25 protein-coding genes and 1 pseudogene are annotated in these 20,901 nt (G+C 62.1%); 19 read left to right on the top strand and 7 right to left on the bottom strand.

From position 1 onward, the window contains the following. Window positions 1–147: 147 nt before the first annotated feature. Window positions 148–741, top strand: coding sequence for a UbiX family flavin prenyltransferase (locus ACEN9F_RS30120; protein ID WP_413426234.1), 594 nt, complete (start codon window positions 148–150; stop codon window positions 739–741). A gap of 91 nt (window positions 742–832) precedes the next feature. On the opposite strand, the gene ACEN9F_RS30125 is transcribed toward ACEN9F_RS30120, so the two are convergent. Continuing rightward, on the bottom strand, window positions 833–1,909 hold the full coding sequence (locus tag ACEN9F_RS30125) for a type II asparaginase (RefSeq protein WP_413426236.1): 1,077 nt from the start codon (window positions 1,907–1,909) through the stop codon (window positions 833–835). A 122-nt stretch (window positions 1,910–2,031) separates the two neighbouring features. Here ACEN9F_RS30125 and ACEN9F_RS30130 point away from each other — a divergent pair, with 122 nt between their 5' ends. Together ACEN9F_RS30130 and ACEN9F_RS30135 are read left to right on the top strand one after the other, a co-directional pair. After that, window positions 2,032–2,388 (top strand): hypothetical protein, encoded by a 357-nt coding sequence (locus ACEN9F_RS30130; protein ID WP_413426238.1) that lies wholly within the window; start codon window positions 2,032–2,034, stop codon window positions 2,386–2,388. 40 nt (window positions 2,389–2,428) lie between these two features. Further along, on the top strand, window positions 2,429–4,123 hold the full coding sequence (locus ACEN9F_RS30135) for an FAD-dependent oxidoreductase (protein ID WP_413426240.1): 1,695 nt from the start codon (window positions 2,429–2,431) through the stop codon (window positions 4,121–4,123). Here ACEN9F_RS30135 and ACEN9F_RS30140 read toward each other — a convergent pair. Further along, window positions 4,041–5,027: a cupin domain-containing protein gene (locus tag ACEN9F_RS30140; RefSeq protein ID WP_413426242.1), complete on the bottom strand. Its 987-nt coding sequence runs from the start codon at window positions 5,025–5,027 to the stop codon at window positions 4,041–4,043. The two genes, ACEN9F_RS30135 and ACEN9F_RS30140, sit on opposite strands and share 83 nt — an antisense overlap. A gap of 73 nt (window positions 5,028–5,100) precedes the next feature. Here ACEN9F_RS30140 and ACEN9F_RS30145 point away from each other — a divergent pair, with 73 nt between their 5' ends. Continuing rightward, the gene (locus ACEN9F_RS30145; RefSeq protein WP_413426244.1) at window positions 5,101–5,763 is read left to right on the top strand and encodes an NAD-dependent epimerase/dehydratase family protein; all 663 of its coding nucleotides are present in this window, start codon (window positions 5,101–5,103) and stop codon (window positions 5,761–5,763) included. On the opposite strand, the gene ACEN9F_RS30150 is transcribed toward ACEN9F_RS30145, so the two are convergent. Then, a complete protein-coding gene (locus ACEN9F_RS30150; protein ID WP_413426245.1) occupies window positions 5,760–6,863 on the bottom strand; it encodes a patatin-like phospholipase family protein in 1,104 nt (367 codons plus the stop codon). The genes ACEN9F_RS30145 and ACEN9F_RS30150 overlap by 4 nt on opposite strands. Before the next feature lie 113 nt (window positions 6,864–6,976). Here ACEN9F_RS30150 and ACEN9F_RS30155 point away from each other — a divergent pair, with 113 nt between their 5' ends. Further along, window positions 6,977–7,312, top strand: coding sequence for a hypothetical protein (locus ACEN9F_RS30155; protein WP_413426246.1), 336 nt, complete (start codon window positions 6,977–6,979; stop codon window positions 7,310–7,312). On the opposite strand, the gene ACEN9F_RS30160 is transcribed toward ACEN9F_RS30155, so the two are convergent. From ACEN9F_RS30160 to ACEN9F_RS30170, 3 genes are read right to left on the bottom strand one after another with little or no spacing between them, the layout of a single operon-like run. Next, complete coding sequence (locus ACEN9F_RS30160; protein WP_413426248.1) at window positions 7,306–9,432, bottom strand: TonB-dependent receptor plug domain-containing protein; 2,127 nt, start codon at window positions 9,430–9,432, stop codon at window positions 7,306–7,308. The two genes, ACEN9F_RS30155 and ACEN9F_RS30160, sit on opposite strands and share 7 nt — an antisense overlap. Window position 9,433: 1 nt before the next feature. Beyond that, window positions 9,434–11,065, bottom strand: a complete 1,632-nt coding sequence (locus ACEN9F_RS30165; protein WP_413426250.1) for a M23/M56 family metallopeptidase — start codon at window positions 11,063–11,065, stop codon at window positions 9,434–9,436. Further along, window positions 11,062–11,451 (bottom strand): BlaI/MecI/CopY family transcriptional regulator, encoded by a 390-nt coding sequence (locus tag ACEN9F_RS30170; RefSeq protein ID WP_413426252.1) that lies wholly within the window; start codon window positions 11,449–11,451, stop codon window positions 11,062–11,064. The genes ACEN9F_RS30165 and ACEN9F_RS30170 overlap by 4 nt, the downstream gene beginning before the upstream one ends. 221 nt (window positions 11,452–11,672) lie before the next feature. Between ACEN9F_RS30170 and trhA the strand changes: the two genes are divergently transcribed. From trhA to ACEN9F_RS30210, 8 genes are all read left to right on the top strand, one after another. Next, window positions 11,673–12,290, top strand: a complete 618-nt coding sequence (gene trhA, locus ACEN9F_RS30175) for a PAQR family membrane homeostasis protein TrhA (RefSeq protein ID WP_413426253.1) — start codon at window positions 11,673–11,675, stop codon at window positions 12,288–12,290. A gap of 12 nt (window positions 12,291–12,302) precedes the next feature. Next, the gene (locus ACEN9F_RS30180) at window positions 12,303–13,184 is read left to right on the top strand and encodes a LysR substrate-binding domain-containing protein (RefSeq protein WP_413426255.1); all 882 of its coding nucleotides are present in this window, start codon (window positions 12,303–12,305) and stop codon (window positions 13,182–13,184) included. 163 nt (window positions 13,185–13,347) lie between these two features. Next, the gene (locus ACEN9F_RS30185) at window positions 13,348–13,509 is read left to right on the top strand and encodes a hypothetical protein (protein ID WP_413426257.1); all 162 of its coding nucleotides are present in this window, start codon (window positions 13,348–13,350) and stop codon (window positions 13,507–13,509) included. A 145-nt stretch (window positions 13,510–13,654) separates the two neighbouring features. Further along, window positions 13,655–14,032 (top strand): LiaF transmembrane domain-containing protein, encoded by a 378-nt coding sequence (locus ACEN9F_RS30190; RefSeq protein ID WP_413426259.1) that lies wholly within the window; start codon window positions 13,655–13,657, stop codon window positions 14,030–14,032. Further along, a complete protein-coding gene (locus ACEN9F_RS30195; protein ID WP_413426261.1) occupies window positions 14,029–14,736 on the top strand; it encodes a LiaI-LiaF-like domain-containing protein in 708 nt (235 codons plus the stop codon). Before ACEN9F_RS30190 ends, ACEN9F_RS30195 begins: the two co-directional genes overlap by 4 nt. Window positions 14,737–14,738: 2 nt before the next feature. Next, a complete protein-coding gene (locus tag ACEN9F_RS30200; RefSeq protein ID WP_413426263.1) occupies window positions 14,739–15,818 on the top strand; it encodes a sensor histidine kinase in 1,080 nt (359 codons plus the stop codon). A gap of 4 nt (window positions 15,819–15,822) precedes the next feature. Next, window positions 15,823–16,560, top strand: coding sequence for a LytR/AlgR family response regulator transcription factor (locus ACEN9F_RS30205; protein ID WP_413426265.1), 738 nt, complete (start codon window positions 15,823–15,825; stop codon window positions 16,558–16,560). Window positions 16,561–16,621: 61 nt separating this feature from the next. Further along, entirely contained in the window at window positions 16,622–17,008 is a 387-nt protein-coding gene (locus ACEN9F_RS30210; RefSeq protein ID WP_413426267.1) for a VOC family protein, read from the top strand. A 127-nt stretch (window positions 17,009–17,135) separates the two neighbouring features. Here the strand turns inward: ACEN9F_RS30210 and ACEN9F_RS30215 are convergent. Next, window positions 17,136–17,462: pseudogene (locus ACEN9F_RS30215) on the bottom strand (helix-turn-helix domain-containing protein); the annotation flags it as partial. A gap of 300 nt (window positions 17,463–17,762) precedes the next feature. On the opposite strand from ACEN9F_RS30215, the gene ACEN9F_RS30220 reads away from it, so the two are divergent. From ACEN9F_RS30220 to ACEN9F_RS30245, 6 genes are all read left to right on the top strand, one after another. Further along, window positions 17,763–17,999 (top strand): hypothetical protein, encoded by a 237-nt coding sequence (locus tag ACEN9F_RS30220; protein ID WP_413426268.1) that lies wholly within the window; start codon window positions 17,763–17,765, stop codon window positions 17,997–17,999. 57 nt (window positions 18,000–18,056) lie between these two features. Continuing rightward, a protein-coding gene (locus tag ACEN9F_RS30225; RefSeq protein WP_413426270.1) for an IS3 family transposase occupies window positions 18,057–19,162 on the top strand; the annotation gives its coding sequence in 2 pieces (ribosomal slippage) (window positions 18,057–18,315 and window positions 18,315–19,162; 1,107 coding nt in all). A 185-nt stretch (window positions 19,163–19,347) separates the two neighbouring features. Beyond that, the gene (locus ACEN9F_RS30230) at window positions 19,348–19,707 is read left to right on the top strand and encodes a hypothetical protein (RefSeq protein ID WP_413426272.1); all 360 of its coding nucleotides are present in this window, start codon (window positions 19,348–19,350) and stop codon (window positions 19,705–19,707) included. Window positions 19,708–19,733: 26 nt separating this feature from the next. After that, entirely contained in the window at window positions 19,734–19,991 is a 258-nt protein-coding gene (locus ACEN9F_RS30235; protein WP_413426274.1) for a hypothetical protein, read from the top strand. Window positions 19,992–20,056: 65 nt separating this feature from the next. Further along, window positions 20,057–20,329, top strand: coding sequence for a hypothetical protein (locus tag ACEN9F_RS30240; protein ID WP_413426276.1), 273 nt, complete (start codon window positions 20,057–20,059; stop codon window positions 20,327–20,329). 56 nt (window positions 20,330–20,385) lie between these two features. Next, window positions 20,386–20,874, top strand: coding sequence for an HAD family hydrolase (locus ACEN9F_RS30245; protein ID WP_413426278.1), 489 nt, complete (start codon window positions 20,386–20,388; stop codon window positions 20,872–20,874). The last annotated feature ends 27 nt before the right edge of the window (window positions 20,875–20,901 follow it).

The raw sequence follows: 20,901 nt of genomic DNA on the forward strand, positions 1-20,901 counted from the left end.
AATCTAAAGCAGTACGGCTCATAACTGAAGCAACAATATCCGATCACTTCATTAGAAAAACTAATTAATTTGGCGGCGTCGTCCACGGCTGTTTGGCTCTGTTACTATCGGCTCCCCAGCGCTTCAGTTATCCAGACATCGACCATCATGCAACCATCGTCCCGTCCCCGTTTTATCGTCGGCATCAGCGGCGCCTCCGGCGTCGTCTATGGCATCCGCCTGTTGCAGCTGCTGCGCCAGCTGGATGTGGAAACGCATCTGGTGATGAGCAAGTCGGCCCAGGTCACCCTGGCCCATGAGAGCGACCTGAGCATGACCGAGGTGCGCGCGATGGCCGACGTGGTTCATTCCAACAGCGATATCGGCGCCAGCATCGCCAGCGGTTCGTTCCAGGTTTCGGGGATGATCGTGGCGCCATGCTCGATCAAGACGATGTCGGAGATCACCACCGGCATGACCAGCACGCTGCTGTCGCGCTCCGCCGACGTCATGCTCAAGGAGCGCAAGCGGCTGGTGCTGATGCTGCGCGAGACGCCGCTGCACCTGGGTCATTTGCGCAGCATGACGGCGGTGACCGAGATGGGCGCCATCATCTATCCGCCGGTGCCGGCATTCTACGCGCGGCCGCAGACCATCGACGAGATGGTCGACCATACGCTGGGAAGGGTGCTGGACCTGTTCGGCCTCGACGCGAAGACGGTGAGGCGCTGGGATCCCCGGGGTCAGGCGACCCCGGAGTAACAACCAACAAAGAACGCTATTTCAGCCGGCCCGCTCGGGGCCGGATTTCATCATGCGCCGGTTCCGGCGCATTCAAACTTCCCCAACTCGTTCAATAGCTGTAGAACATGCGCTGGATCTGATTGGTGTCGCTGGTCTTGGTCAGCGCCAGCATCAGCAGGATGCGCGCTTTCTGCGGGTTCAGCGTATCGGCCGCCACGAAGTCCAGCTCGTCGTCGTTGGCTTCGCCGTTGCGGGCCACGATGCCCTGGCCGACGCGGCTGGCGCGCACGATCAGCACCCCTTGCTTGCGGGCCGCGACCAGCCCGGTCTTGACCGTGGCGGCCAGGCTGCCGTCGCCGACGCCGGCGTGGATGATGCCCTTGGCGCCCGCGCCCACCAGCGCGTTCAGTGCAATTGGATTAACATTCGCGTAGCCGTAGACGATGTCCACTTGCGGCAGGCTGTCCAGCTTGCTGATATCGAACTCGGTCTCGGTGGTGTGCTTGCGGGCCGACACATGGTAAAAATAAGGCTTGTTGCCCTGGATGTAGCCCAGCATGCCCAGTTCCGGGGTCTTGAAGCTGTCCGGGGTCGAGGTGTTGGTCTTGGTGACGTCGCGCGCGCCGTGGATCTGGTCGTTCATCGCCACCAGCACGCCCTTGTCGATGGCGTCCTGGCTGGCGGCCAGCAGCACGGCGTTGTACAGGTTGATCGGGCCGTCGGCCGACAGCGCGGTGCCCGGACGCATGGCGCCGACCAGCACGACCGGTTTCTTGCTTTTCACGACCAGGTCGAGGAAGTAGGCGGTTTCTTCCAGCGTGTCGGTGCCGTGGGTGATGACGATGCCGTCCACGTCCGGCTGGGCCAGCAGCACGTTGACGCGCTTGGCCAGGGTCAGCCAGTGCTCGTTGCTCATGTTTTCGCTGGCGATCTGGAACACTTGCTCGCCCTTGACCTGGGCCACCTTGGCCAGTTCCGGCACGGCCGCGATCAGGCGCTCGACGCCGACGGTGGCGGCGGTGTAGCCGACCGTGGTGGTGCTGGTGGCGCCGCTGCCGGCGATGGTGCCGCCGGTGGCCAGGATGGTCACATGGGCCAGCTTTTCAGCTGCCCCGGCATAGGAGCTGAGCAATATTGCACAGGCCAGCAGCGCCTTGAGGCAGCGGACGGAATGGAAGTGGGACATGCGATCTCCTGATCAGGCGGTAAAGCTTGGGATATTAACAAATCCGCTGCCTGTCAACAATGCGGGGTGTTGCTGCGTTAAGGTGTGATATTGTTTGGAATAATTATAAAAGAGAAAATATTATGAATTTGGCTATCACGAGCCGCACCGGCTTCTTCGGGACCGCGCTGGCGCTCATGCTGGCGCTGGCCGCCTGCGGCAAGACGGCGGAGCAGAAGCAGCGCGAGGAGCAGGCCACGCTGACCGGCCTGGGCGAGAAGTATGTGAAGGAAAAGATCCTGGAGCCGGGCAACGCCCAGTTCCGCAACCAGTTCATCGGCAAAGGCGGGGCGCCGTGCGGCGAGGTCAACGCCAAGGATGCGTTTGGCGCCTACATCGGCTACCAGCGCTATATCTCGGTGGCGCGCGACCTGACGCTGCTGGCGCAGGATGTGTCGCCGGCCGAGTTCGAACAACAGTGGCAGCAACTGTGCCGCTGAATAAGCGCTATCATTGCCGTACATTGAACGAGGACACGGCATGGAACAGAACCAGGGGGGCGGCAGCAGCGCCAGCCCCCATCTCGCATCATCCGACATCGGCAACCGCCGCCACCAGATTTTCCCGACGCTGAGCGTCGACCAGTTTGAAATCCTGCTACGCTACGGCGAGCGCCGCCATTTTCCGGCCGGGACAGTGTTGTTCCGCCAGGGCGAGCGACATATCGCCATGTACGTCGTCATTTCCGGCGCGATAGAAGTCGAGCGCATCGGGCCGTTGGGCACGACCAAGCTCGGTACCCACGGCCCCGGCATGTTCAGCGGCGAGATGGGCTCCCTGGCCGGCCGCGCCGCCGTCGCCACCGCGCGCACGGTCAGCGACTGCGAACTGATCGTGATCAGCGAAGAATCGCTGCGCACGCTGGTGATCTCGGAGGCGGCGCTGAGCGAAACCATCATGCGCGCCTACATCCTGCGGCGCGTGGCCTACATGCAGGACGAGACCGGCGGCGTGGTAGTGTTCGGCGCGCGCCATTCGCGGCCGACGCTGGTGCTGCGCCACTTCCTGAGCCGCAACGGCCAGCCGGCCGCCTATTTCGACACCGAGCAGCATGCCGAGACGGCGGCGCTGATGGAGCGCTTCGGCATCACCCATGCCGACATCCCGGCGGTGATCACGCCGTCCGGCGAAGTGTTGCGCCAGCCGACGCTGCGCCAGCTGGCCGACGGCATCGGCCTGAGCCCCGACAATCTCGACGGCCGCACCTTCGACGTGGTGGTGGTCGGCGCCGGCCCGGCCGGACTGGCCGCCGCCGTGTATGCGGCCTCGGAGGGCCTGAGCGTGGCCGTGCTGGACGCCAAGGCGCCGGGCGGCCAGGCCGGCTCCAGCTCCAAGATCGAAAACTATTTCGGCTTCCCGACCGGCGTCTCCGGCCAGGCGCTGGCGGGGCGCGGCTTGTCGCAGGCGCGCAAGTTCGGCGCCGAAGTGGCGGTGCCGGTCAGCGTCAGCTCGGTCAATTGCGAGGGCCAGGTGTTCGACATCAGCATCGACAGCGGCGAGCGGGTTGGCGCGCGGTCCATCGTCATCGCCACCGGCGCGCGCTACCGCAAGCCGGCGTTGCCCGAACTGGAGCGCTACGAAGGGCGCGGCGTCTACTACAGCGCCTCGTTCATGGAAGCGAATTTCTGCGCCAACGAGGAAGTGGTGATCGTCGGCGGCGGCAATTCGGCCGGACAGGCGGCGGTCTTCCTCGCGGGACACGCCAAGCATGTACACATCGTGGTGCGGGCCGACGGCCTGGCGGCCAGCATGTCGCGCTACCTGATCCAGCGCATCGAGGCGGCGCCCAACATCACGCTGCATGTGCGCAAGCAGATCGTCGAACTGCAGGGCGAGGACAAGCTGGAACGCATCTGCTGGCAGACCGAAGGCGGCGAGGTGAAGACCGCGCCGGCGCGCCACCTGTTCCTGTTCCTGGGCGCCGAGCCGAGTACCGCGTGGTTGGGTGACTGCGTCGAGCTCGACGACAAGAACTTCGTGCTGACCGGACCTGACGTCGGCGGCGATCAGTGGCCGCTGGAGCGGCCGCGCCACTTCCTGGAAACCAGCCGGCCGCGCATCTTCGCCGTCGGCGATGTGCGCAGCGGCTCGGTCAAGCGCGTGGCCGCCGCGGTGGGCGAGGGCTCGGCGGCGGTGCAGGCGCTGCATCAGGCGCTGGCGTCGGATCTGGGCTGATGTTGTTGGCGCCGGCGCGGGCCGCATCTCGGTAACGCTTGGGCGCCATGCCGGTCACGCGCTTGAAGGCGTTGCTGAAGGCGCTCTCCGAGGTATAGCCGACCGCTTGCGCGATGGCCGCCATCGATGCGCCGCCTTCGCGCAGCGCGCGCTGCGCCAGCCGCATGCGCCAGTTCAGCAGATACGTCAGCGGCGGCACGCCCGCCATGGTCTTGAAGCGCAAGGCAAACGTGGTGCGCGACATGGCCGCCGACGCGGCCAGTTCCTCCAGTTGCCAGGCGCGGGCCGGGTCGCCGTGCATCAGCCGCAGCGTGGCGGCGATGCGCGGATCGCCCAGCGCGCGCAGCCAGCCTGGCGCGAAGTCCTCTCCCTTATCCTGCAGGTGCGCGCGCAGGATCTGCACAAACATCAGTTGCGCCAATTGTGTCGACGCCACGCTGGCGCCGGGCAGGTAGTTCTTGCGTTCAGCCGCCAATTGCGCCAGCAGCCATTGCAGCACCGCCGCCTGCGGCGAGTCGGCGCGCACGTGGATCAAGGGCGGCAGCACGTCGGTCAGCAGGCCGCCGGTGGCCGGGTCCAGTTTGACTTTGCCGCCGATTTGCACGCAGTCCTCGCCCAGGCCGCCGCCGTTGGCGAAGAAGTGCACCGCTTCGATGGGCGGTGCCGCCGGGTCGGTAGCCAGCACGAAGGCGCCGCGCTCAGACAGCAGGATCACATCGCCGGCGTCCAGCCGCAAAGGCTGCTCTCGCAGGAGCCAGCAATGGCCTTTCAGCACGGCGAAAAACTTGATGTAGTCGGCCGCCGGAAAGCGGATCGCCACCGCGCCATCGACGCCGAAAGTGCCGGTGACGACCGTTTGCGCGTTGGTGAAGCGCAGGATGTCTGAAAAGGGATCTGCTGGCATTTCCGTACTATCGCGCAAATAAATGGGATCGACAAGCATTCATTGTACGGAAAATGCCGCTTACACTGGCGGCATGAAAAAAATCAAAGTCATACTAACAGGCGCGACGGGCTACGTCGGCGAGGGGGTGTTGCTGGAGTGTCTGGCGCATCCCGCCGTCGAAGAAGTGCTGGTGCTGACGCGCCGGCCCTGCGGCGTCACGCATCCTAAAATCCGCGAATGTATCGTGCCGGACTTCCTCGACCTGGAGCGCCACGGCGCGCGGTTGAGCGGCTACGACGCCTGCTTTTATTGCGCCGGCATGGGCTCGGCAGGCGTCAGCGAGGAGGCGTATGCACGTGTCACGCGCGACATGACCGTGCATGTCGCCGCCACGCTGGCCGCGCAGAATCCGCAACTGGTGTTCTGTCACGTTTCCGGCCGCGCGGCGGAAGCACGCCAGCGGAAGCATATGTGGGCGCGGGTCAAGTGGCAGACCGAGAACGCGCTGGCGGCGCTGCGGCTGCCAGGGCTGTATAACATCCGCGCCGGCATCATGAAGCCGACGCCGGGCCAGCGCAACGTCAACGCCGCATACCGGGTGCTGTCGCCGCTCTATCCCTTGCTGCGCCGCTGGCTGCCGACGCAGGTCAGCACCATGGGCGAAGTCGGACTGGCCATGATCAACGTGGTGCTGAAAGGCCATTCGTCGTCGATACTGGAAGTGGCGGATATCCGCGCGCTGGCCGCCGCCTAAGGTTCGATACTGCGCAGCGGCTTGCTGTGACGGTTGGCGCGGCGGATCGGCGGATGCTGGCGCGCCGGCCGGGCCAGCGCTTCCTGCGCGCGGTCATGGCCGTATTGCCATTGATCCGTCATGTGCTGCACGAAGGTCTCATAGCTCGGCGGCATGGCCAGTTCGATGCGGTTGCGCAGCCAGTCCAGCTTTTGCTGCATCTGCTGCTTTTCCAGCACCACCGACACGTCCGACGAATCGATGCGCATGTCGGCCAGGTGCGTGTTGGCATAGCGCAGGCGCGCGTTGCCGTCCACGCCCAGCACCGTGCGCCAGGCGGGAATCGAAAACACCTGGTCGAACGCTTCCTTGAATTCCATGATGACTTCGTCGCCGAGCTTGCGCGCGATTTCGACCGGGAACAGATCGAGCACGCCGCCGATGTACTCGCCGCCGCGATATGACTGGCAACGGAAGTAGAGCATGTCGGCGATGGAGATGCGGGCGGCTTCCGCGACCGTCGCCGAGCTGTCGATCAGCATCTCGCGGGCGACGGCATGCTCGCCCCAGCGAGCGTCGGCCAGCGGCGAATCCATGCCTTGCAGCGCGGCGGCGGCGCGTTCGCCGCAGAACACGGTTTCCGCGTACAGCTTGCGGCCGTTGCGCGGCTGGCCGGCGTCCGCTTCATCGAACAGCAGCTTGCCGCCGATGATGGCGACGTCGACCTGCGGCGTGCCGGTGGCGGGCGGGAAGGGCAGTTGCGGCGGGATCTCGAACAGATAGTCGTTGAACAAATCCGGGATCACCGGCGCGCTGGCGCTCGACAACTTACGCTTGGCGGCGCGCAGCAGTGTGCCCAGCAATACTGCGTTTTCGGTCGATTTCAAGCCGCACCAGAAGCGGTACATTTCCGGCGAGGACAGCCAGGCGCGCTGCGCTGCTGGATCCGGCAGGTTGTGGATGATGGCGGCCGCGATGGCGCCGCCGCAGCTGGCCAGCAGCACATCGGGCGCCTTGCCCGCCTGACGCAGGGCGGCGTACATGCCGATGTAGATACCGAACCGGAATCCTCCTCCACCCATCACCATGCAGCGTTTATACGGTTTATACGATTGTGTCATGGCAGAACCATACCACAGCGTAAGTTCAGTCCGGAAATGGAAAGTTTGATGCCATCGATATGCTTCCTGCGCTGTGCTTGACTTGATCAAGGACGAGGACAATCATTCAGTTTATGAACGACCGAAACGCCATGATCGAGGAAACGCTGAGGGCCTTGCTGGCCAGCAATGAGGCTTTGCGTGTAGCAGTCTCGTCAGTACGCAATGGCGTGGAGACGCTGCAAAAGACGGAGGAAAAGCAGCAAGAGAGTATCGTTCTCATTCAGACCGATGTTGCTGCCATTAAGGTCGGCCTGAGCCATTGCGCCACCAAGGCCGAGGTGGAAATGGTCCGTGCCGACTTGTATAAGACTTTGGCAGCGCAAACTTGGAAGCTGTTCACCTTGATATTGGTTCTTGGTTCCGCGCTGACTACCGCCGTCTATTACATAGCCCGCAACGTTCACTGAAGCTGCCATTCCAACATCATGCGCAGGGTGGCGTAGGTCGGCGTGATTGTCGTGCGGCGCCGCTTCGCGTCGGCATCGGCGTAATAATGGGATTCGCTCGCCTGCTGACGCAGCAGGTTGCTGGCGGAGATGCGTAGCTGGGTCTTGGCGTCCGCCTTCCATAGTGCATACAGATCCAGCTCGCGCTTCGGGCTGCCCGCGAAAAATACCTGCGCCGATTGCCGCACCGGACCAGCCGCCTGATAGTTCAGGCTACCGCCGAAGGTCAGGCTGGACCAGCGATAATCCATTCCCAGGTTGGCCGTGAACGGCGTCTGCGTCTCCAGCCGGTTGTCCGGGCCCGGCACGCTGTCGACGCGCGACCAGTTGCGGGCCAGGTTGGCGCGCAGGTCCAGCGCGGATGTCAGCGGCAGCCTGGCTTCCAGCTCGACGCCGCGCACGCTGGCATTGCCGCTGTTGAATGGCGCCTCCACCCACACGCCATCCTGTTCGAACAGGCGCGTCTGCGTGACGTCGCGGATGCGCCGCAGGTAGGTGCTGGCGCTGAGCAGCGCGCCTCCGCCGAGGTAGTGCTCATACGCCGCGTCCAGGCCCCAGGCCAGTTCCGGCCGCAGATTCGGGTTGCCCTGTTCGTCGGGATTGGTCGGGTTATTGTTGTTGTCGTTGGTGTAGCGGCGCGGCACCAGCTTGGACAACGGCGGCGCCTTGTAGGTCCGGCTGAGCGCCAGCCGCAGCACATCCTTGTTGACCAGCGTGTAGCGCGATTGCAGCGAGGGACTCCAGACCGCCGAGCGCGTATCGAGCGCTTCCGGTGCGTTGATCGCGTCGGCCCGGCTGGCGGTGCCCAGCCGCTCGTGCCGCAATCCTAAATAGAGCGAGTATCGATTCGTCACCTGCCACTCGTCCTGCACGAATAGGGCCAGGCGATCGACGTTGGCGCGATAGTCGGCGTTGCTGCCACCGATGTATGCGCCGTCCGCCGAGTACAGGCTTTCGTCGCGGTCTTCGCGGCGCACGGCGCGCGTGGCGTCCCATCCCAGCGCGATCGCATGGCGCTCGCCGACCGGATGACGATAGGTGCCACTGGCTGTCAGGCTGTTTTCGGTGGGGCCCGAATCGACGTGGTGGCGGCCCGCCGGCTTGCCGTCGCTGTTCATGCCGTTGAAGTCGAAGGTGCCGCTGCGGCGGTTGGTACTGGCGCCCAGCTTCATTTCCAGCTTGGCGCCATTGGCCAACAGATGTGTCCAATGCAGGTCACTGCGCAGCATGACAAAGTTGGCGACGAAGTCGGAGACGTTGTGCGGATACTCGCTGGCGCTGCCGATGAATGTTGTCTCGTCGGCGCGATTCTGGTTGTCGACGCGGCGGAGGTTGGCAAAGCCCTGCCAGCTCAGGGTATCGCCGCCGGCCAATGCCCAGTTCAAGCGCGGCGCCAGCGTCAACGCATCGGTGTGGCCGGATTCGGTTTGTGGCGTGCGGCGCAACAGGGTGAGGGCGCCGCCGGCATCGCGCTGTTCTTCCCAGTCGGTGTACGGCTTTTCGTTGCGCTTGCGCGTCAGCGTGGCGGCGAGGCTGTAGGAATAGCCGTCGCTCTGGTCCGAGAGTTGCGCCGTCAGCGCCGGCGTCATCGCGCCGGCCTGGCGGGCGATGCTGGCACCGAGCGAGCGCTGGCCGCGCTTGACCGTCTTCTTCAGCACGATGTTGATCGCACCCGCCACCGATTGATTGCTGAACTCCGCCGTGGTGCTGCGCATGATCTCGACGCGCTCTATCATGTCCGGGGCGATGGAGTCGAGCGAGAAGCCCGCCGGCACTGGCTCGCCGTTCAGCATGATCTGCGTGTAGCCATTGCCCAGGCCGCGCATGCTGATCGCGCCACCCTGGCCGGGAACGCCGGAAATGCTGATGCCGGGCAGGCGCTTGAGCGCATCGGTCAGCGTCTGGTCGCCCTGGCGCACCAGCTCCGCGTGGCTGACGACGATGTTGGTGGTGGTCTCGCGTTGGCGCTGGTCGGCTCGGGTGCCGGTGACTTGTACCTGCTGCGGCTCCGGCACGTCTGTCGCGTTGGCCCATGCGGCGGCTACCAGCAGCAGGCTGCCGGTGGTTCGGTGTAGCGACATATTAGTTCCTTGCTGTGAGTTGCTGGCGCCTGATCCTGAGCGCGCGCTTGGTGGCGTAGGCGTCGAGGCCTGTGAGCATGGTGGCTGGATCGATCAGTTGACTGTCCTGCCGCACTTCGAAGTGCAAATGTGGTCCGGTGGCGAAGCCGGTTTCGCCGACCGCGCCGATCTCCTGTCCCGCGACCACGCGGTCGCCGGTCTTGACGGCGACGCTGTTCAGGTGCGCATACAGCGAGCGGCGCCCGCCATGGTCGATGATGACCGCGTTGCCGTAGCGGCCGCCGTTTTCGGCCAGCGCACCGGCGGCGATGACGACGCCGTCCGCCACTGCGTGGACCGGCGTGCCTTTGGCGGCGGCCAGGTCGATGCCTTTGTGTGGTGTCGGCAGCACGTCGCGGTGCACGCCGAAGAAGCCGGTGACGCGCATTTTTTCCAGCGGATAGCGCCACGCGGTAATGTCTCCCGGCGCGGCGGATGCGTCTGGCGGCGTTGACTGCGTCAACCGCTGCACCGGTCGGGAGTCGGCATTGAAGGCCAGCGCCGGCTGCAGCATGGCTGCTGCGACTACAACGCCGGCCAGCAGTGCGGCGACCAACCAGGCCGCTGAGCGGCTCAACGCCGGCAAGCCGGTTTGCTGCATCTGCCGGATGCGTGCCGCAGCCGTGGCGCCGTCGATGCCGCCGAAGGCGACGCCGCCCGCCGGCAATGATTTCGCTTGCGCTTTCCATTGCGTCAGGAGAGCGGCTGCATATTGCTTGCGTTGTTGCTGCGGGCGCCCGGCGAGGACGTGCTGGTCGCAGGCCAGCTCCAGCGCCCATTGCAGTTTCTGGCCCATCCAGCGCAGCGCGGGATTGAACCAGAAGAGCGTCTGCAATGCCGCAGCGAGGCCGAGGCACAGCGGATCGCGCTGGCGCCAGTGGTGCAGTTCGTGGGCGACGATCATCTGCTGCTGTTCCGCGCTGAAGCCGCGCAGATGCTGCGGCAGCAGCAACAGCGGGCGGCGCAGGCCGACCAGCATTGGGGAGACGGCTGCGCGGGTCTCCATCACGGTCAGGCGGCGCTGCGCGATTTCCGCTAGCTGGCTGGCGTTGAAGGCACCGTGTGCCTGTAGTTGCTGCGGCGACAGCGGCTGCGACGCAGCCAGCAGGCCGCGCCACACATGGCGGGCGCGCAGCAGCCGCGCCAGCGCGAACGCCAGGCCAGCGACGTAGATGGCGAGCCACACGGCCGGCAGCATCAATGCCGGCGATGGCAGGGCGAACTCATTTCCGGCTGCGCTGATGGTGGTCGCGGAGTCGGCCAGCGTGGCGGAAGCAGCGGAAGCAGCGGGGCCGGCGGGGCCGGCAGGCCGCGCAGCGGTAGTTGCCTTAGCCTCGAGGAAGGCGTCGGATTGCGTGACGCGGACTGTCACCGGCGCTGGCATGCCGAGCTGCCCGCCGGACGGCATCAGCGGCAGCAGGAAGGGCATGAGTGCGGCGCACAGCACCACGCCGTATGCCGCCAGCCAGACGGCACGGCGAGACAGCAGTGCCGGCCAGGCGCGCGATGCGGCCGACAGCAGCGCCCACGCCAGCAATCCCGCCAGCAGGCTGCCGGCGCTGGACAGCAGCCATTTGAGCAGCAGCGGCATCATGGCTGTTCCGCCTCGTCGTCCGGCCAGTCGTGCAGCATCTGCTCCAGTTGCGCCAGTTCCTGTTGATCCACCAGTTTGCTGCCGGTGAACATGGCGACCGGCAGCGGCGCGTCCAGCTCCATCACGCGGCGGCCGAAATCATGCGCAAACGCCGCCAGCGTGCCGACTTTTTCCAGCTGCGCACTGTACACGTTGATACCGTGAACGATATGCAGACTGACCATCTGCTTGTCCAGCATGCGGTCCAGCGTCTTGCGGGTCGAAGAAAACGACCACGCCAGTTCTTCGCCGGCGGCGTCGTGAATCTCGCGCGCGCTCAGCGGCTGCCGTTTCCACAGGACTTTCAGCAAGCTCAGCTCGCTGACGGAAGGAATGGGTAGAGTCATGTTGATACCTGTATGCGACGAATGGGATAATTGTGCGACATTTGTCGCAAGCAAGTCAAGTCCACATATGTCAATTTGTAACATTTCTTTTAACTAATTCCAAATATGTTACGATTGAGTAATTGATAACGGCAGCAGGAACCGGCGGTAGGGTGCAATGCGCTATACAATGCCTTTGGCCGCAGCTATCCCAGCCGCAGCCATCATTGCATTGGAACTTTATGTATTACGGAGAGCGCTTCAACAGCATCACGCACACCGTCGGCGCCGCGCTGGCGGCCATCGGCGGCACGCTGTTGATCGTCCTGGCAGCCCGCAGCGGCGACGCCTGGAAAGTAGTCAGCTTCAGCATCTACGCCGCCACCCTGCTGGGCCTTTACCTGACTTCGACGCTGTATCACAGCCTGCGCGGCCGGGCCAAGGACGTGCTGCGGCAGATGGACTACTGCGCCATCTACCTGCTGATCGCCGGCAGCTACACGCCGTTCACGCTGGTCAGCCTGCGCGGACCGTGGGGCTGGTCGCTGTTCGGCGTGGTCTGGGGGCTGGCCCTGATCGGCATCCTGCAGGAGATCTGGTTCGCCAAGGGCGCCCGCATCCTGTCGTTGCTGATCTACGTGGCCATGGGCTGGGTCGGCGTGATCGGCGCCAGCCCGCTGATCGACGCGCTGGGCTGGAACGGCTTTATGTGGCTGGCCGTGGGCGGCCTGGTGTACACCGTGGGCATCGCTTTTTTCGTCACCGACCATAAATGGCGTTACGGTCACGGTGTCTGGCATTTGTTTGTACTTGGCGGCAGCGCATGCCATTTCGGCGCGGTGCTGCTGTATGTGGCGTAAGGACGGAAACCCGTGGAAATCAACTCGGACGATTTAAAAACCTTCATCACCGTGATCGACAGCGGCACGCTGAGCGCGGCCTCGGTGCATCTGGGGCAAACCACCTCGGGCGTCAGCCGCGCGTTGTCGCGGCTGGAGGAGAAGCTGGCCACCTCGCTGCTGACGCGCACCACGCGCCGCATGGAGTTGACCGAAGAAGGTCAGCTGTTCCTCGAACGCGCGCGCGCCATTTTGGGTGCGATGGAGGAGGCCGAGGAAACCATCCGCATCCGCCGCCAGAAGCCGGCCGGCCGCCTGTGCGTGGACGCGGCCTCGCCGTTCATGCTGCATTGCGTGGTGCCGCACATGGCGGAGTTCCGCGCGCTGTATCCGGACATCCGCCTTGAATTGAGCAGCAACGACCAGATCACCGACCTGATTGAGCACCGCACCGACATCGCCATCCGCATCGGCACGCTGATCGACTCGACGCTGCATGCGCGCGCCCTCAGTTCCAGCCCGCTGTATGTGCTGGCCAGTCCCGAATACCTGCGCATCAACGGCACGCCGCAGACGCCGGAAGACCTGGCGCACCATTCGCTGATCGGCTTTGCGCAGTATGAGCTGGGCAACCAGTGGCCGCTGCGCCATGCCAGCGGCAACAGCCTGCCGATCACGCCATCGATCGCGGCATCGAGCGGCGAGACGCTGCGCCAGCTGGCGCTGACGGGGCAGGGCATCGTCTGCCTGGCGGACTTCATGACGCGCGGCGATATCGAGGCCGGCCGCCTGGTCAAGGTGCTGGAGCCGAACTACACCGGCTACCGCCAGCAGATCCACGCGGTCTACTACCGCAACACCCAGCTGGCCCAGCGCATCAGCTGTTTCCTCGAGTTTTTGCAGCAAAAACTCTGATCTGCGGATTGGTGCGGCGCCGTACAGAAGGCGCTTTCGTGCGGCGCTACACTGGCCTTGCGTGCTTAAGCAATCTTTATAAGAAAAGCTCAGCAGCAGGTAAGCCGGTAGCCTCAAGTACCGGCACCAACAACCAAGATGTCGCCGCCGCAGGGAGGTCATCATGACGCACACTACACATCCATCCAAGTATCTGGTACGGGCCTACCTTGAGCGCCGCTCGCAGGATGCGAAACCGCCGCCGACGCCGGAAGAAATCCGGCGCCAACTGGGATGGGGCATGATGCTGTTCGAGCAAAAAGCCGTCAACGGCGGCCGCTCCTGATCGCCTCCCCCGGAAAAACTCACCCGCACGCGGCGTGAGTTTTTTTTCGCCGTTCACCGGCCCTTTTCCGCCATTCGCCGAATAGCTGTTTCCCCGCCTTCCGTTCCCCGGTATTGTTACATCCATACCGAATTGGGGGACTAACATGAATGTAGAAACCGCATACCGCTGGCGCCAGCAACTGGTCTGGGGCATCCTGCTGATTACCGTCGGCTGCGCAGTGCTGGCCGAGCGCGCCGGCTACCTGGAACTCGACATCCATTGGGTACAGCTGTGGCGCTACTGGCCATGCCTGCTGGTGATCAGCGGCGTCACCAAGATCATTCCGCCGACCACGCCGCGCTACCTGCTCAACGGCCTGTGGGAGATCTTCTTCGCCGGCTGGTGGTACGTCTCGTTCAACCGCATCTGGGGCTGGGGCTTCGGCGAGACTTGGCCGGCGCTGCTGGTGGCCTGGGGCGTCGGCCTGATGCTGCGGCCTTTGCTGGACAATGTCTTCGCCTCGACCAAGGAGCAGAAATGAGCACGAATAGCCAGACTAATCCGGCCACCCAAGTCATCATCGGCCTGTTCGTGATCGTGGTCGGCCTGTTGTTCCTGCTCGATAACCTGGGCTGGGTCGACCTGGACTTCCGGCTGCATGTGTGGCCGACCGCGCTGATGTTCTTCGGCGTGCTGAAGCTGGTGCAGACCCGTACCCGCTCCGGCATGATCGTCGGCGGCGCGCTGGTGGCGATCGGCGGCCTAGTGCTGCTCAAGGAGACCGGCCTGATTTACATCAGCTGGCGCACGCTGTGGCCTGTGCTGATGATCGTCGCCGGCGTGGCGGTGGTGTTCAAGTCGACCGGCGGGCGCTCAATGTTCGACACGTTCGGCAAGACCATCGACAAGGACGGCAACGACCCGGCCATCAACATCACTTCCATCATGGGCGCCTACAAGAACCGCATCACCACGCCGGACTTCCGCGGTGGCGAAGTGACGACGGTGATGGGCGGCTGCGACCTGGACCTGCGCCAGTCCTCGATCAACGGCGACGCGGTGCTGAATGTGTTCTCGCTGTTCGGCGGCATCACCATCAAGGTGCCTATCGACTGGGCGGTGCAGCTGGAAGGCACGCCGATCATGGGCGGCTTCGAGGAGAAGACCGTGCCGCCGGCGACCTCCGGCAAGCGGCTGATCATACGCGGCTACGTCATCATGGGCGGCCTGGAAGTGCGTAACTGAGCATGCAGGAGATTTCCTCCACGCGGCGCGGCACCGTCATCTATCTGCTGGTGTGGCTGTTCCTCGGTGGCGCGCTGGGCGGCGTGATCTCGCTGGCCACCGATGCGCCGCTGGTCAACGCCATGCTGTTCGCGATTCCGATGAACCTGCTGTACGCTTTCGCGGCGGGATACTCGGCGTATTACCTGTGCCGCGCCTATCCGCTCGGCAGCCGCAGGGCCGGTTCGATCGCGCTGGTGCTGACGGTGGCGGCGGTGGTGTCGGGCTTCTTGTGGCTGATGGCGGGACGCTTCTGGAACGGCATGTGCGATTTGCTGGGTGTCTCCTGGGGAGGCATCGTCTTCACGCCGCACCTGTCGGCGCTGATCGTCGGACTGGGCATACTGCTGTACGGCTTCGCGGCGGCGGTGCACTACCTGGTGATCGAATTCGTCCGCGCCAAGAACGCCGAGCAGCGCGAGCTGGAATCGCTGCTGATGGCGCAGGAGGCCGAGTTGCGCATGCTGCGCACGCAGATCGATCCGCACTTCCTGTTCAACAGCCTGAACTCGATCAGCGCGCTGACCTCGCAAGACCCGAAGGCGGCGCGCCGCATGACGCTGGAGCTGGCCAGTTTCTTCCGCCAGAGCCTGGGCATGGAGGCGCACAAGAAGGTCACGCTGGGCGAGGAGATGGCGCTGATACGGCACTTCCTGGCGATCGAGCAGGTGCGCTTCGGCGACCGCCTGCAGGTGGAGGAGGCGATTGAAGACGACGCCGCAGCCTGCCTGGTGCCGCCGATGATCATCCAGCCGCTGGTGGAGAACGCGGTCAAGCACGGCATCTGCAATATGCCGGAGGGCGGCACCATCCGCGTGACGGCGCGGCGCAGCGGCTCGATGCTGCAGATCCGCGTCGACAATCCGGTGGACGAGGATATGTCGTCTATCCGCAGCGATGGCCACGGCATCGGATTGAGCAACGTGCGCCAGCGTTTGTCCGGCGCCTACAAACACGAAGCCAGCATCCATTGGGGGCGGCAAGACAACAGCTTTGGCGTGGACATCGCGATGCCCGCGCAAACAAGCGAAGAGAGGGAGTAGAGCAATGCGTATCATCATCGTGGACGATGAAATGCTGGCGCGCGGCGTGGTGCGCGAATACCTGTCCGAACATGCGGACGTGGAGGTCGTGGCCGAATGCGCCAACGGCTTCGAGGCCGTCAAGGCGATCACCGAACTGGCGCCGGACCTGGTGTTCCTGGATCTCCAGATGCCCAAGCTGGACGGCTTTGAAGTGGCCGAACTGGCCGGCGGCAAGGCCCGCTACATCTTCGCCACCGCCTTCGACCAGTATGCGATCAAGGCGTTCGAGTTTCATGCGCTGGATTACTTGCTCAAGCCGTTCAGCCAGCAGCGCTTCGACCAGGCGCTGGCGCATGCTCGCGCGAATATGAGCAAGGGTGTGGGCGACGCCGCCGTCGAGAACATGGTGCGCGAGGCGGCCGGCCGCAACAAGCCGCTGGGCCGCGTGCTGATACGCGACGGCGCCAAGGTCCACGTCATCAACGCCGACAAGATCGAGCATGTCGAGGCGCAGGACGACTATGTGCAGATACGCTCGGAGGGCAAGTCCTACCTGAAGAACCAGCGCATGACGGAGCTGGAAGCGCAGCTGGATGGCGAGCAGTTCCTGCGCATCCATCGCTCGTACATCGTCAACATCGCGTTCGTGGACCGGATCGAGCAGGCCACCAAGGACAGCCACGTCGCCATCCTCAAGGACGGCAGCAAGATCCCCATCAGCCGCAGCGGCTACCAGAAGATACGGGCCGTGATCCAATAGGTCTCGGCGGCGGATTCGGGTGTGCTAAAGTTGGCGCAACTATTTTGAACCGGAGATTCATATGAAGCGGGTTACTGGTATCGGCGGCATCTTCTTCCACGCGAAGGATCCTGTGGCGCTGCGCGCCTGGTACAAGCAGCACTTGGGCATCGACGTGCAAGCGTGGGGCGGCGCGGCATTCACCTGGGCTGACGAGGCGGGAACGCCAACCGGGGGAACAACCATCTGGTCGATCGGCGCGGCCGGCAGCGACCACTTCGCGCCGAGCACCTCGTCCTTCATGGTGAATTATCGGGTCGAGGACCTGGACTCGCTGCTCCAAGCCTTGCGGGAAGAGGGCTGCAACGTGCTGGAGAAAACCGACGACTCCGAGTACGGCAAGTTCGGCTGGGTGGTCGATCCAGAGGGAAACAAGGTCGAGCTGTGGCAGCCGCCTCACGGTCAATAGCCGTTCAGGTTGAGCGTATCGCGGCAGCCAAGGCATCGCAAGCAATCGGCCAAGAGCGGCCCGCCACTAATCTTTGCGACAAAATTGTTCGTTTGCTCGATGAATTGACCCACTCAGTTTGACCCGCCTTCCACTGCCTGGCAAACGCTGCCACGCGATCGTAGGATCCTTCATATCCCAGCTCCTTCAGGTCCGCGTGGATCTGTTTCAAACTACGGCGCTGCTTACGCGGCTTGCCCGTCTCGGCCTTGAGCCATCCTGATAACTGCACGGAATATTTATCCAGCCCGCTCGCTATACGGCGTTCCGCATAGCTAGGCTCGGTGGTCTCCGAACGCAAGTAGCGCCGGACGGTGTTACGTGAGATGCCCAGCCTTCTGGCAATCTCCCGTAGGGGAATCTGGTCACGAATGTGCCAGCGTCGAATTATGCCTAGTAACGCCACGTTGATCACTCCGTTCTCCTGCCGATGAGACAGGTCGAATTGTGCTCTTCACGTGGGTCAGATTCAGTTGCAAATTACTGGGGAAAGTGGGTCAATTTTCGGTGCAAATCAACACCGAGTGCTTGCAAACCATCCGATGGGAAGAGGCGTTGGAAGACCATCACGCTTAGCGCAGATCGCAAGTGCATATCGACGTATGAGAGATGCCCCAGCTCAGCAAGCCGTACCCGTCGGAGCGAACTAAACTATCCCGGTGATCGACGACCTAAGTCGGCCATTACCGGACATTGAATTAAATTAGGAGCGTTCTTGCCAACTATCGCCGAGTTCATCGAACATTACAACACTTCGGAGCACAAGACGATTGCGTTCGCTTGGAATGGAAAGCACGCTGACGAATTTGTCGATGCAAACCAATCGTTTCGTTGGGCCGTTGCCAATGAATGCATTGCGAATTCTGAGCGAGTGCCACTGCCACTGCTTGAAGATCTGTTTCTCGCCGATGCAGATTGGGCCGTACAAGCTTGGGGAGCGCCAGAACACTGACCTGCTACCCCAGTTTAGTACGATGCTAAGCTAGAGTCTGCCAACTGGGAGGCAGGCATGAAAAAGCGATTTACGGAAGAGCAGATCATTGCGGTACTCAAGGAAGCTGAAGCTGGCGCCAAGGTAGGCGATCTGAGCAGGAAGTACGGGATTGCCGAAGCAACGTTCTACAACTGGAAGGCGAAGTTTGCCGGCATGACGGTCTCAGAGGCGCAGCGGTTAAAGGAACTTGAGTCAGAAAACGCCAAGCTTAAACGGCTACTAGCAGACGCGATGTTGGATAACGCGGCGCTGAAGGATGTTGTTGGCCGAAAGTGGTAAGCCCGCAAGCAAAGCGGTTCGCTGTGACACATTTAATGACCGTCCATGCGTTAGGTGTGACGCGGGCTTGCGGGCTGATTGGCATCTCGAGATCGTTGTTCCAGTACGCATCGACACGGCCTGACGACGGGCCATTGCTGGAACGCCTGACTGCGCTGTCAGAACAGAAGCGCCGTTACGGCTATCGACGTTTGCATGTGCTATTGCGGCGAGAAGGCTGGGAACTTAACTGCAAACGCACCTACCGCGTGTACCACGCGGCAGGCCTGATGGTTCGTCGTCGCAAGCGCAAGCGCATCGCCGGGATCGAGCGAGCAGCCAGGGTGCTGGCGACGGCCCCGAATCAGAGTTGGTCGATGGATTTCGTATCGGATGGATTTGTTGATGGCCGCAGGTTGCGCTGCCTGAACATCGTGGATGATTTTACGAAGGAATGCTTGGCAATCGAAGTCGACACGTCACTGCCTGGCTATCGGGTCGTATCGGTGCTGGAACGGGTGGCCGAGAAGCGAGGTTTGCCAATCTCGGTGACCGTTGATAATGGGCCGGAATTTGCCGGTAAAACGCTGGATAAATGGGCTTACGGGAAGCAGTTGCAGCTGAAATTTATCGAACCGGGCAAGCCGCAGCAGAACGCCTATATCGAAAGCTTCAATGGTAAGTTCCGCGATGAATGCTTGAACGAGCACTGGTTCTTATCGCTGCGCCACGCCCGGCAGGTGATCGAGAGCTGGCGTGAGGAATACAACGATGAGCGGCCACACAGCTCACTTGGCTATCAAACGCCGAAGCAGTTCGCAGAGCGATTTTTAACTGCAGACTCTAGTGCGGTTTCGTACTAAATTGGGTAGCAGGTCACAGGGACGGAAGTTTCGGATATCCGAATCGTATGGCCGCGTTGGTACCACAGGATTTGGGGATGGGTATCTCGAAAATTGAGGCCAAATTAAATGCGTTACCATCTTAAGGCTTTGCCGTATTCGGCCAATAGCTGCCTGCGGCGAGTGCATAAATTTCTGGAGCTTTCATGGGGCCACATCGGGTCAACATCATTAACCTTTTGAATCTTATCGCATCACGCAGCGAGCAGCTTGAGTATCAAGAATCAGCGCCAGTGAACGTAGCGACCGAAATGGTTAATCAATGGTTCGATGACTTTTACCATCCAGCAGATGCGCAGTTTGCGAGCCAGTTTTCTGCCGATGAGCTGGTACTGCTGAGACGGTTTGATGCCCATTACAAGGAGCGACTAGCGCTGTTGCCCGACTCTCTGGATGGGCTTCTTAGGAATAGCGCCTGGAACGAAGTAATGGCTTATGCTGGAGGTGTACTCGATGCTTGCAGATGGCGTGGCATTGAGGCACGTTATGAATCGTCAGAAGGCTAATTTCGGTCATGAGCGGTCAGAGTAAAATGAAAATTCCAGAATGGAAAGCAGTGGGAATTATCGGTGAGGGAACTGAATTTCTCATTGAAGATGCGAACGTGTGGGACCAGCAATGGCAAAGCATTTCGGGTTCCCGTATCACGCTACCGCACCCTTCATATTCCGGCCAGACTCATAACTTTGATGTGTACAGTATGACGACCGATACAGGCCAGGTGATGTTCGCTACAGCAGAGGTTTCGGCGAATGTATGGGCGTTTTATGTGCCTAACGTTCCCCGTTGAATTTCCGACCATAACTCCATCCGGCCAGGCTGCTGGTCGGCATCGACGGGTTTGTTAAGGAAGACATGAAACAGGTTTTGCCCTATATTCAAATTGGGATGCACAATGATGAGCATGTCGTCGTCGTTGTGGGCGATTATGAGTTGGCTGACTTCATTGCGGACTATCTCGGTGACGACTGCGACTTGCCTTACGATTACCGTACTACGGTCGAACGGCAAGGCGGCGAAATAATCACCTTACACTTCCCTACATCTGCTCGATTGGAGGAGATAGAGGACAGCCTTAGAAAGATATCCTCAAGCGAGGTTGAAGATATCTACCGCCTCAACAATTAGCCGAGGCCGACGCGTATCTGCCAGAAACCGCCGCTCAACCTATTCACAGGTAATGTATGACAAGTAATCTCCTAATTTTCGACCTGGATGAAACGTTGGTGCATGCGACTACGCAACAACTTGGCCGGGTTGTGGATTTTGAGTATGCGCCGTACTTCGTCTACAAAAGGCCATTTCTTTTCGAGCTTCTTAATGCCGCTAAGCCTCTATACGATTTTGCTGTCTGGTCGTCGTCTTCGCGAGAATATGTCGATGCGGTCGTAGCAGAGATTTTCGCCGGTTTTGATGTGAAGTTCTCTTGGGCGGTGGAACGTTGTATTCAACGCGTGGATGCACAGTCCAACGGCTACGTATATATCAAAGACCTTCGCCGTGTGCAAAGTCATGGTTATCCAGTAGAACACATTACCATCCTTGATGATTCGCCAGAAAAAATAGCTCGTCAACCTCGTAATCATCTGAGGGTAAAGCCCTATTACGGCTTGGAGGGAGACCGAGAACTGCTGGCAATTGCGGAGGAGTTGGCTGTTCGCTCAAAAAGATAATGCTTTTCGACCGGCGGCTTCGGGGCG

This window comes from Duganella sp. CT11-25, assembly GCF_047302815.1.
Lineage (GTDB): Bacteria > Pseudomonadota > Gammaproteobacteria > Burkholderiales > Burkholderiaceae_D > Rugamonas.

What these genes read in the sequence shown, in the direction of transcription:
- ACEN9F_RS30120 (WP_413426234.1), top strand. Translation starts at nt 148, where the DNA reads ATGCAACCATCGTCCCGTCCCCGTTTTATCGTCGGCATCAGCGGCGCC.
- ACEN9F_RS30125 (WP_413426236.1), bottom strand. Translation starts at nt 1,909, where the DNA reads ATGTCCCACTTCCATTCCGTCCGCTGCCTCAAGGCGCTGCTGGCCTGT.
- ACEN9F_RS30130 (WP_413426238.1), top strand. Translation starts at nt 2,032, where the DNA reads ATGAATTTGGCTATCACGAGCCGCACCGGCTTCTTCGGGACCGCGCTG.
- ACEN9F_RS30135 (WP_413426240.1), top strand. Translation starts at nt 2,429, where the DNA reads ATGGAACAGAACCAGGGGGGCGGCAGCAGCGCCAGCCCCCATCTCGCA.
- ACEN9F_RS30140 (WP_413426242.1), bottom strand. Translation starts at nt 5,027, where the DNA reads ATGCCAGCAGATCCCTTTTCAGACATCCTGCGCTTCACCAACGCGCAA.
- ACEN9F_RS30145 (WP_413426244.1), top strand. Translation starts at nt 5,101, where the DNA reads ATGAAAAAAATCAAAGTCATACTAACAGGCGCGACGGGCTACGTCGGC.
- ACEN9F_RS30150 (WP_413426245.1), bottom strand. Translation starts at nt 6,863, where the DNA reads ATGACACAATCGTATAAACCGTATAAACGCTGCATGGTGATGGGTGGA.
- ACEN9F_RS30155 (WP_413426246.1), top strand. Translation starts at nt 6,977, where the DNA reads ATGAACGACCGAAACGCCATGATCGAGGAAACGCTGAGGGCCTTGCTG.
- ACEN9F_RS30160 (WP_413426248.1), bottom strand. Translation starts at nt 9,432, where the DNA reads ATGTCGCTACACCGAACCACCGGCAGCCTGCTGCTGGTAGCCGCCGCA.
- ACEN9F_RS30165 (WP_413426250.1), bottom strand. Translation starts at nt 11,065, where the DNA reads ATGATGCCGCTGCTGCTCAAATGGCTGCTGTCCAGCGCCGGCAGCCTG.
- ACEN9F_RS30170 (WP_413426252.1), bottom strand. Translation starts at nt 11,451, where the DNA reads ATGACTCTACCCATTCCTTCCGTCAGCGAGCTGAGCTTGCTGAAAGTC.
- trhA (WP_413426253.1), top strand. Translation starts at nt 11,673, where the DNA reads ATGTATTACGGAGAGCGCTTCAACAGCATCACGCACACCGTCGGCGCC.
- ACEN9F_RS30185 (WP_413426257.1), top strand. Translation starts at nt 13,348, where the DNA reads ATGACGCACACTACACATCCATCCAAGTATCTGGTACGGGCCTACCTT.
- ACEN9F_RS30190 (WP_413426259.1), top strand. Translation starts at nt 13,655, where the DNA reads ATGAATGTAGAAACCGCATACCGCTGGCGCCAGCAACTGGTCTGGGGC.
- ACEN9F_RS30195 (WP_413426261.1), top strand. Translation starts at nt 14,029, where the DNA reads ATGAGCACGAATAGCCAGACTAATCCGGCCACCCAAGTCATCATCGGC.
- ACEN9F_RS30200 (WP_413426263.1), top strand. Translation starts at nt 14,739, where the DNA reads ATGCAGGAGATTTCCTCCACGCGGCGCGGCACCGTCATCTATCTGCTG.
- ACEN9F_RS30205 (WP_413426265.1), top strand. Translation starts at nt 15,823, where the DNA reads ATGCGTATCATCATCGTGGACGATGAAATGCTGGCGCGCGGCGTGGTG.
- ACEN9F_RS30210 (WP_413426267.1), top strand. Translation starts at nt 16,622, where the DNA reads ATGAAGCGGGTTACTGGTATCGGCGGCATCTTCTTCCACGCGAAGGAT.
- ACEN9F_RS30230 (WP_413426272.1), top strand. Translation starts at nt 19,348, where the DNA reads ATGGGGCCACATCGGGTCAACATCATTAACCTTTTGAATCTTATCGCA.
- ACEN9F_RS30235 (WP_413426274.1), top strand. Translation starts at nt 19,734, where the DNA reads ATGAAAATTCCAGAATGGAAAGCAGTGGGAATTATCGGTGAGGGAACT.
- ACEN9F_RS30240 (WP_413426276.1), top strand. Translation starts at nt 20,057, where the DNA reads ATGAAACAGGTTTTGCCCTATATTCAAATTGGGATGCACAATGATGAG.
- ACEN9F_RS30245 (WP_413426278.1), top strand. Translation starts at nt 20,386, where the DNA reads ATGACAAGTAATCTCCTAATTTTCGACCTGGATGAAACGTTGGTGCAT.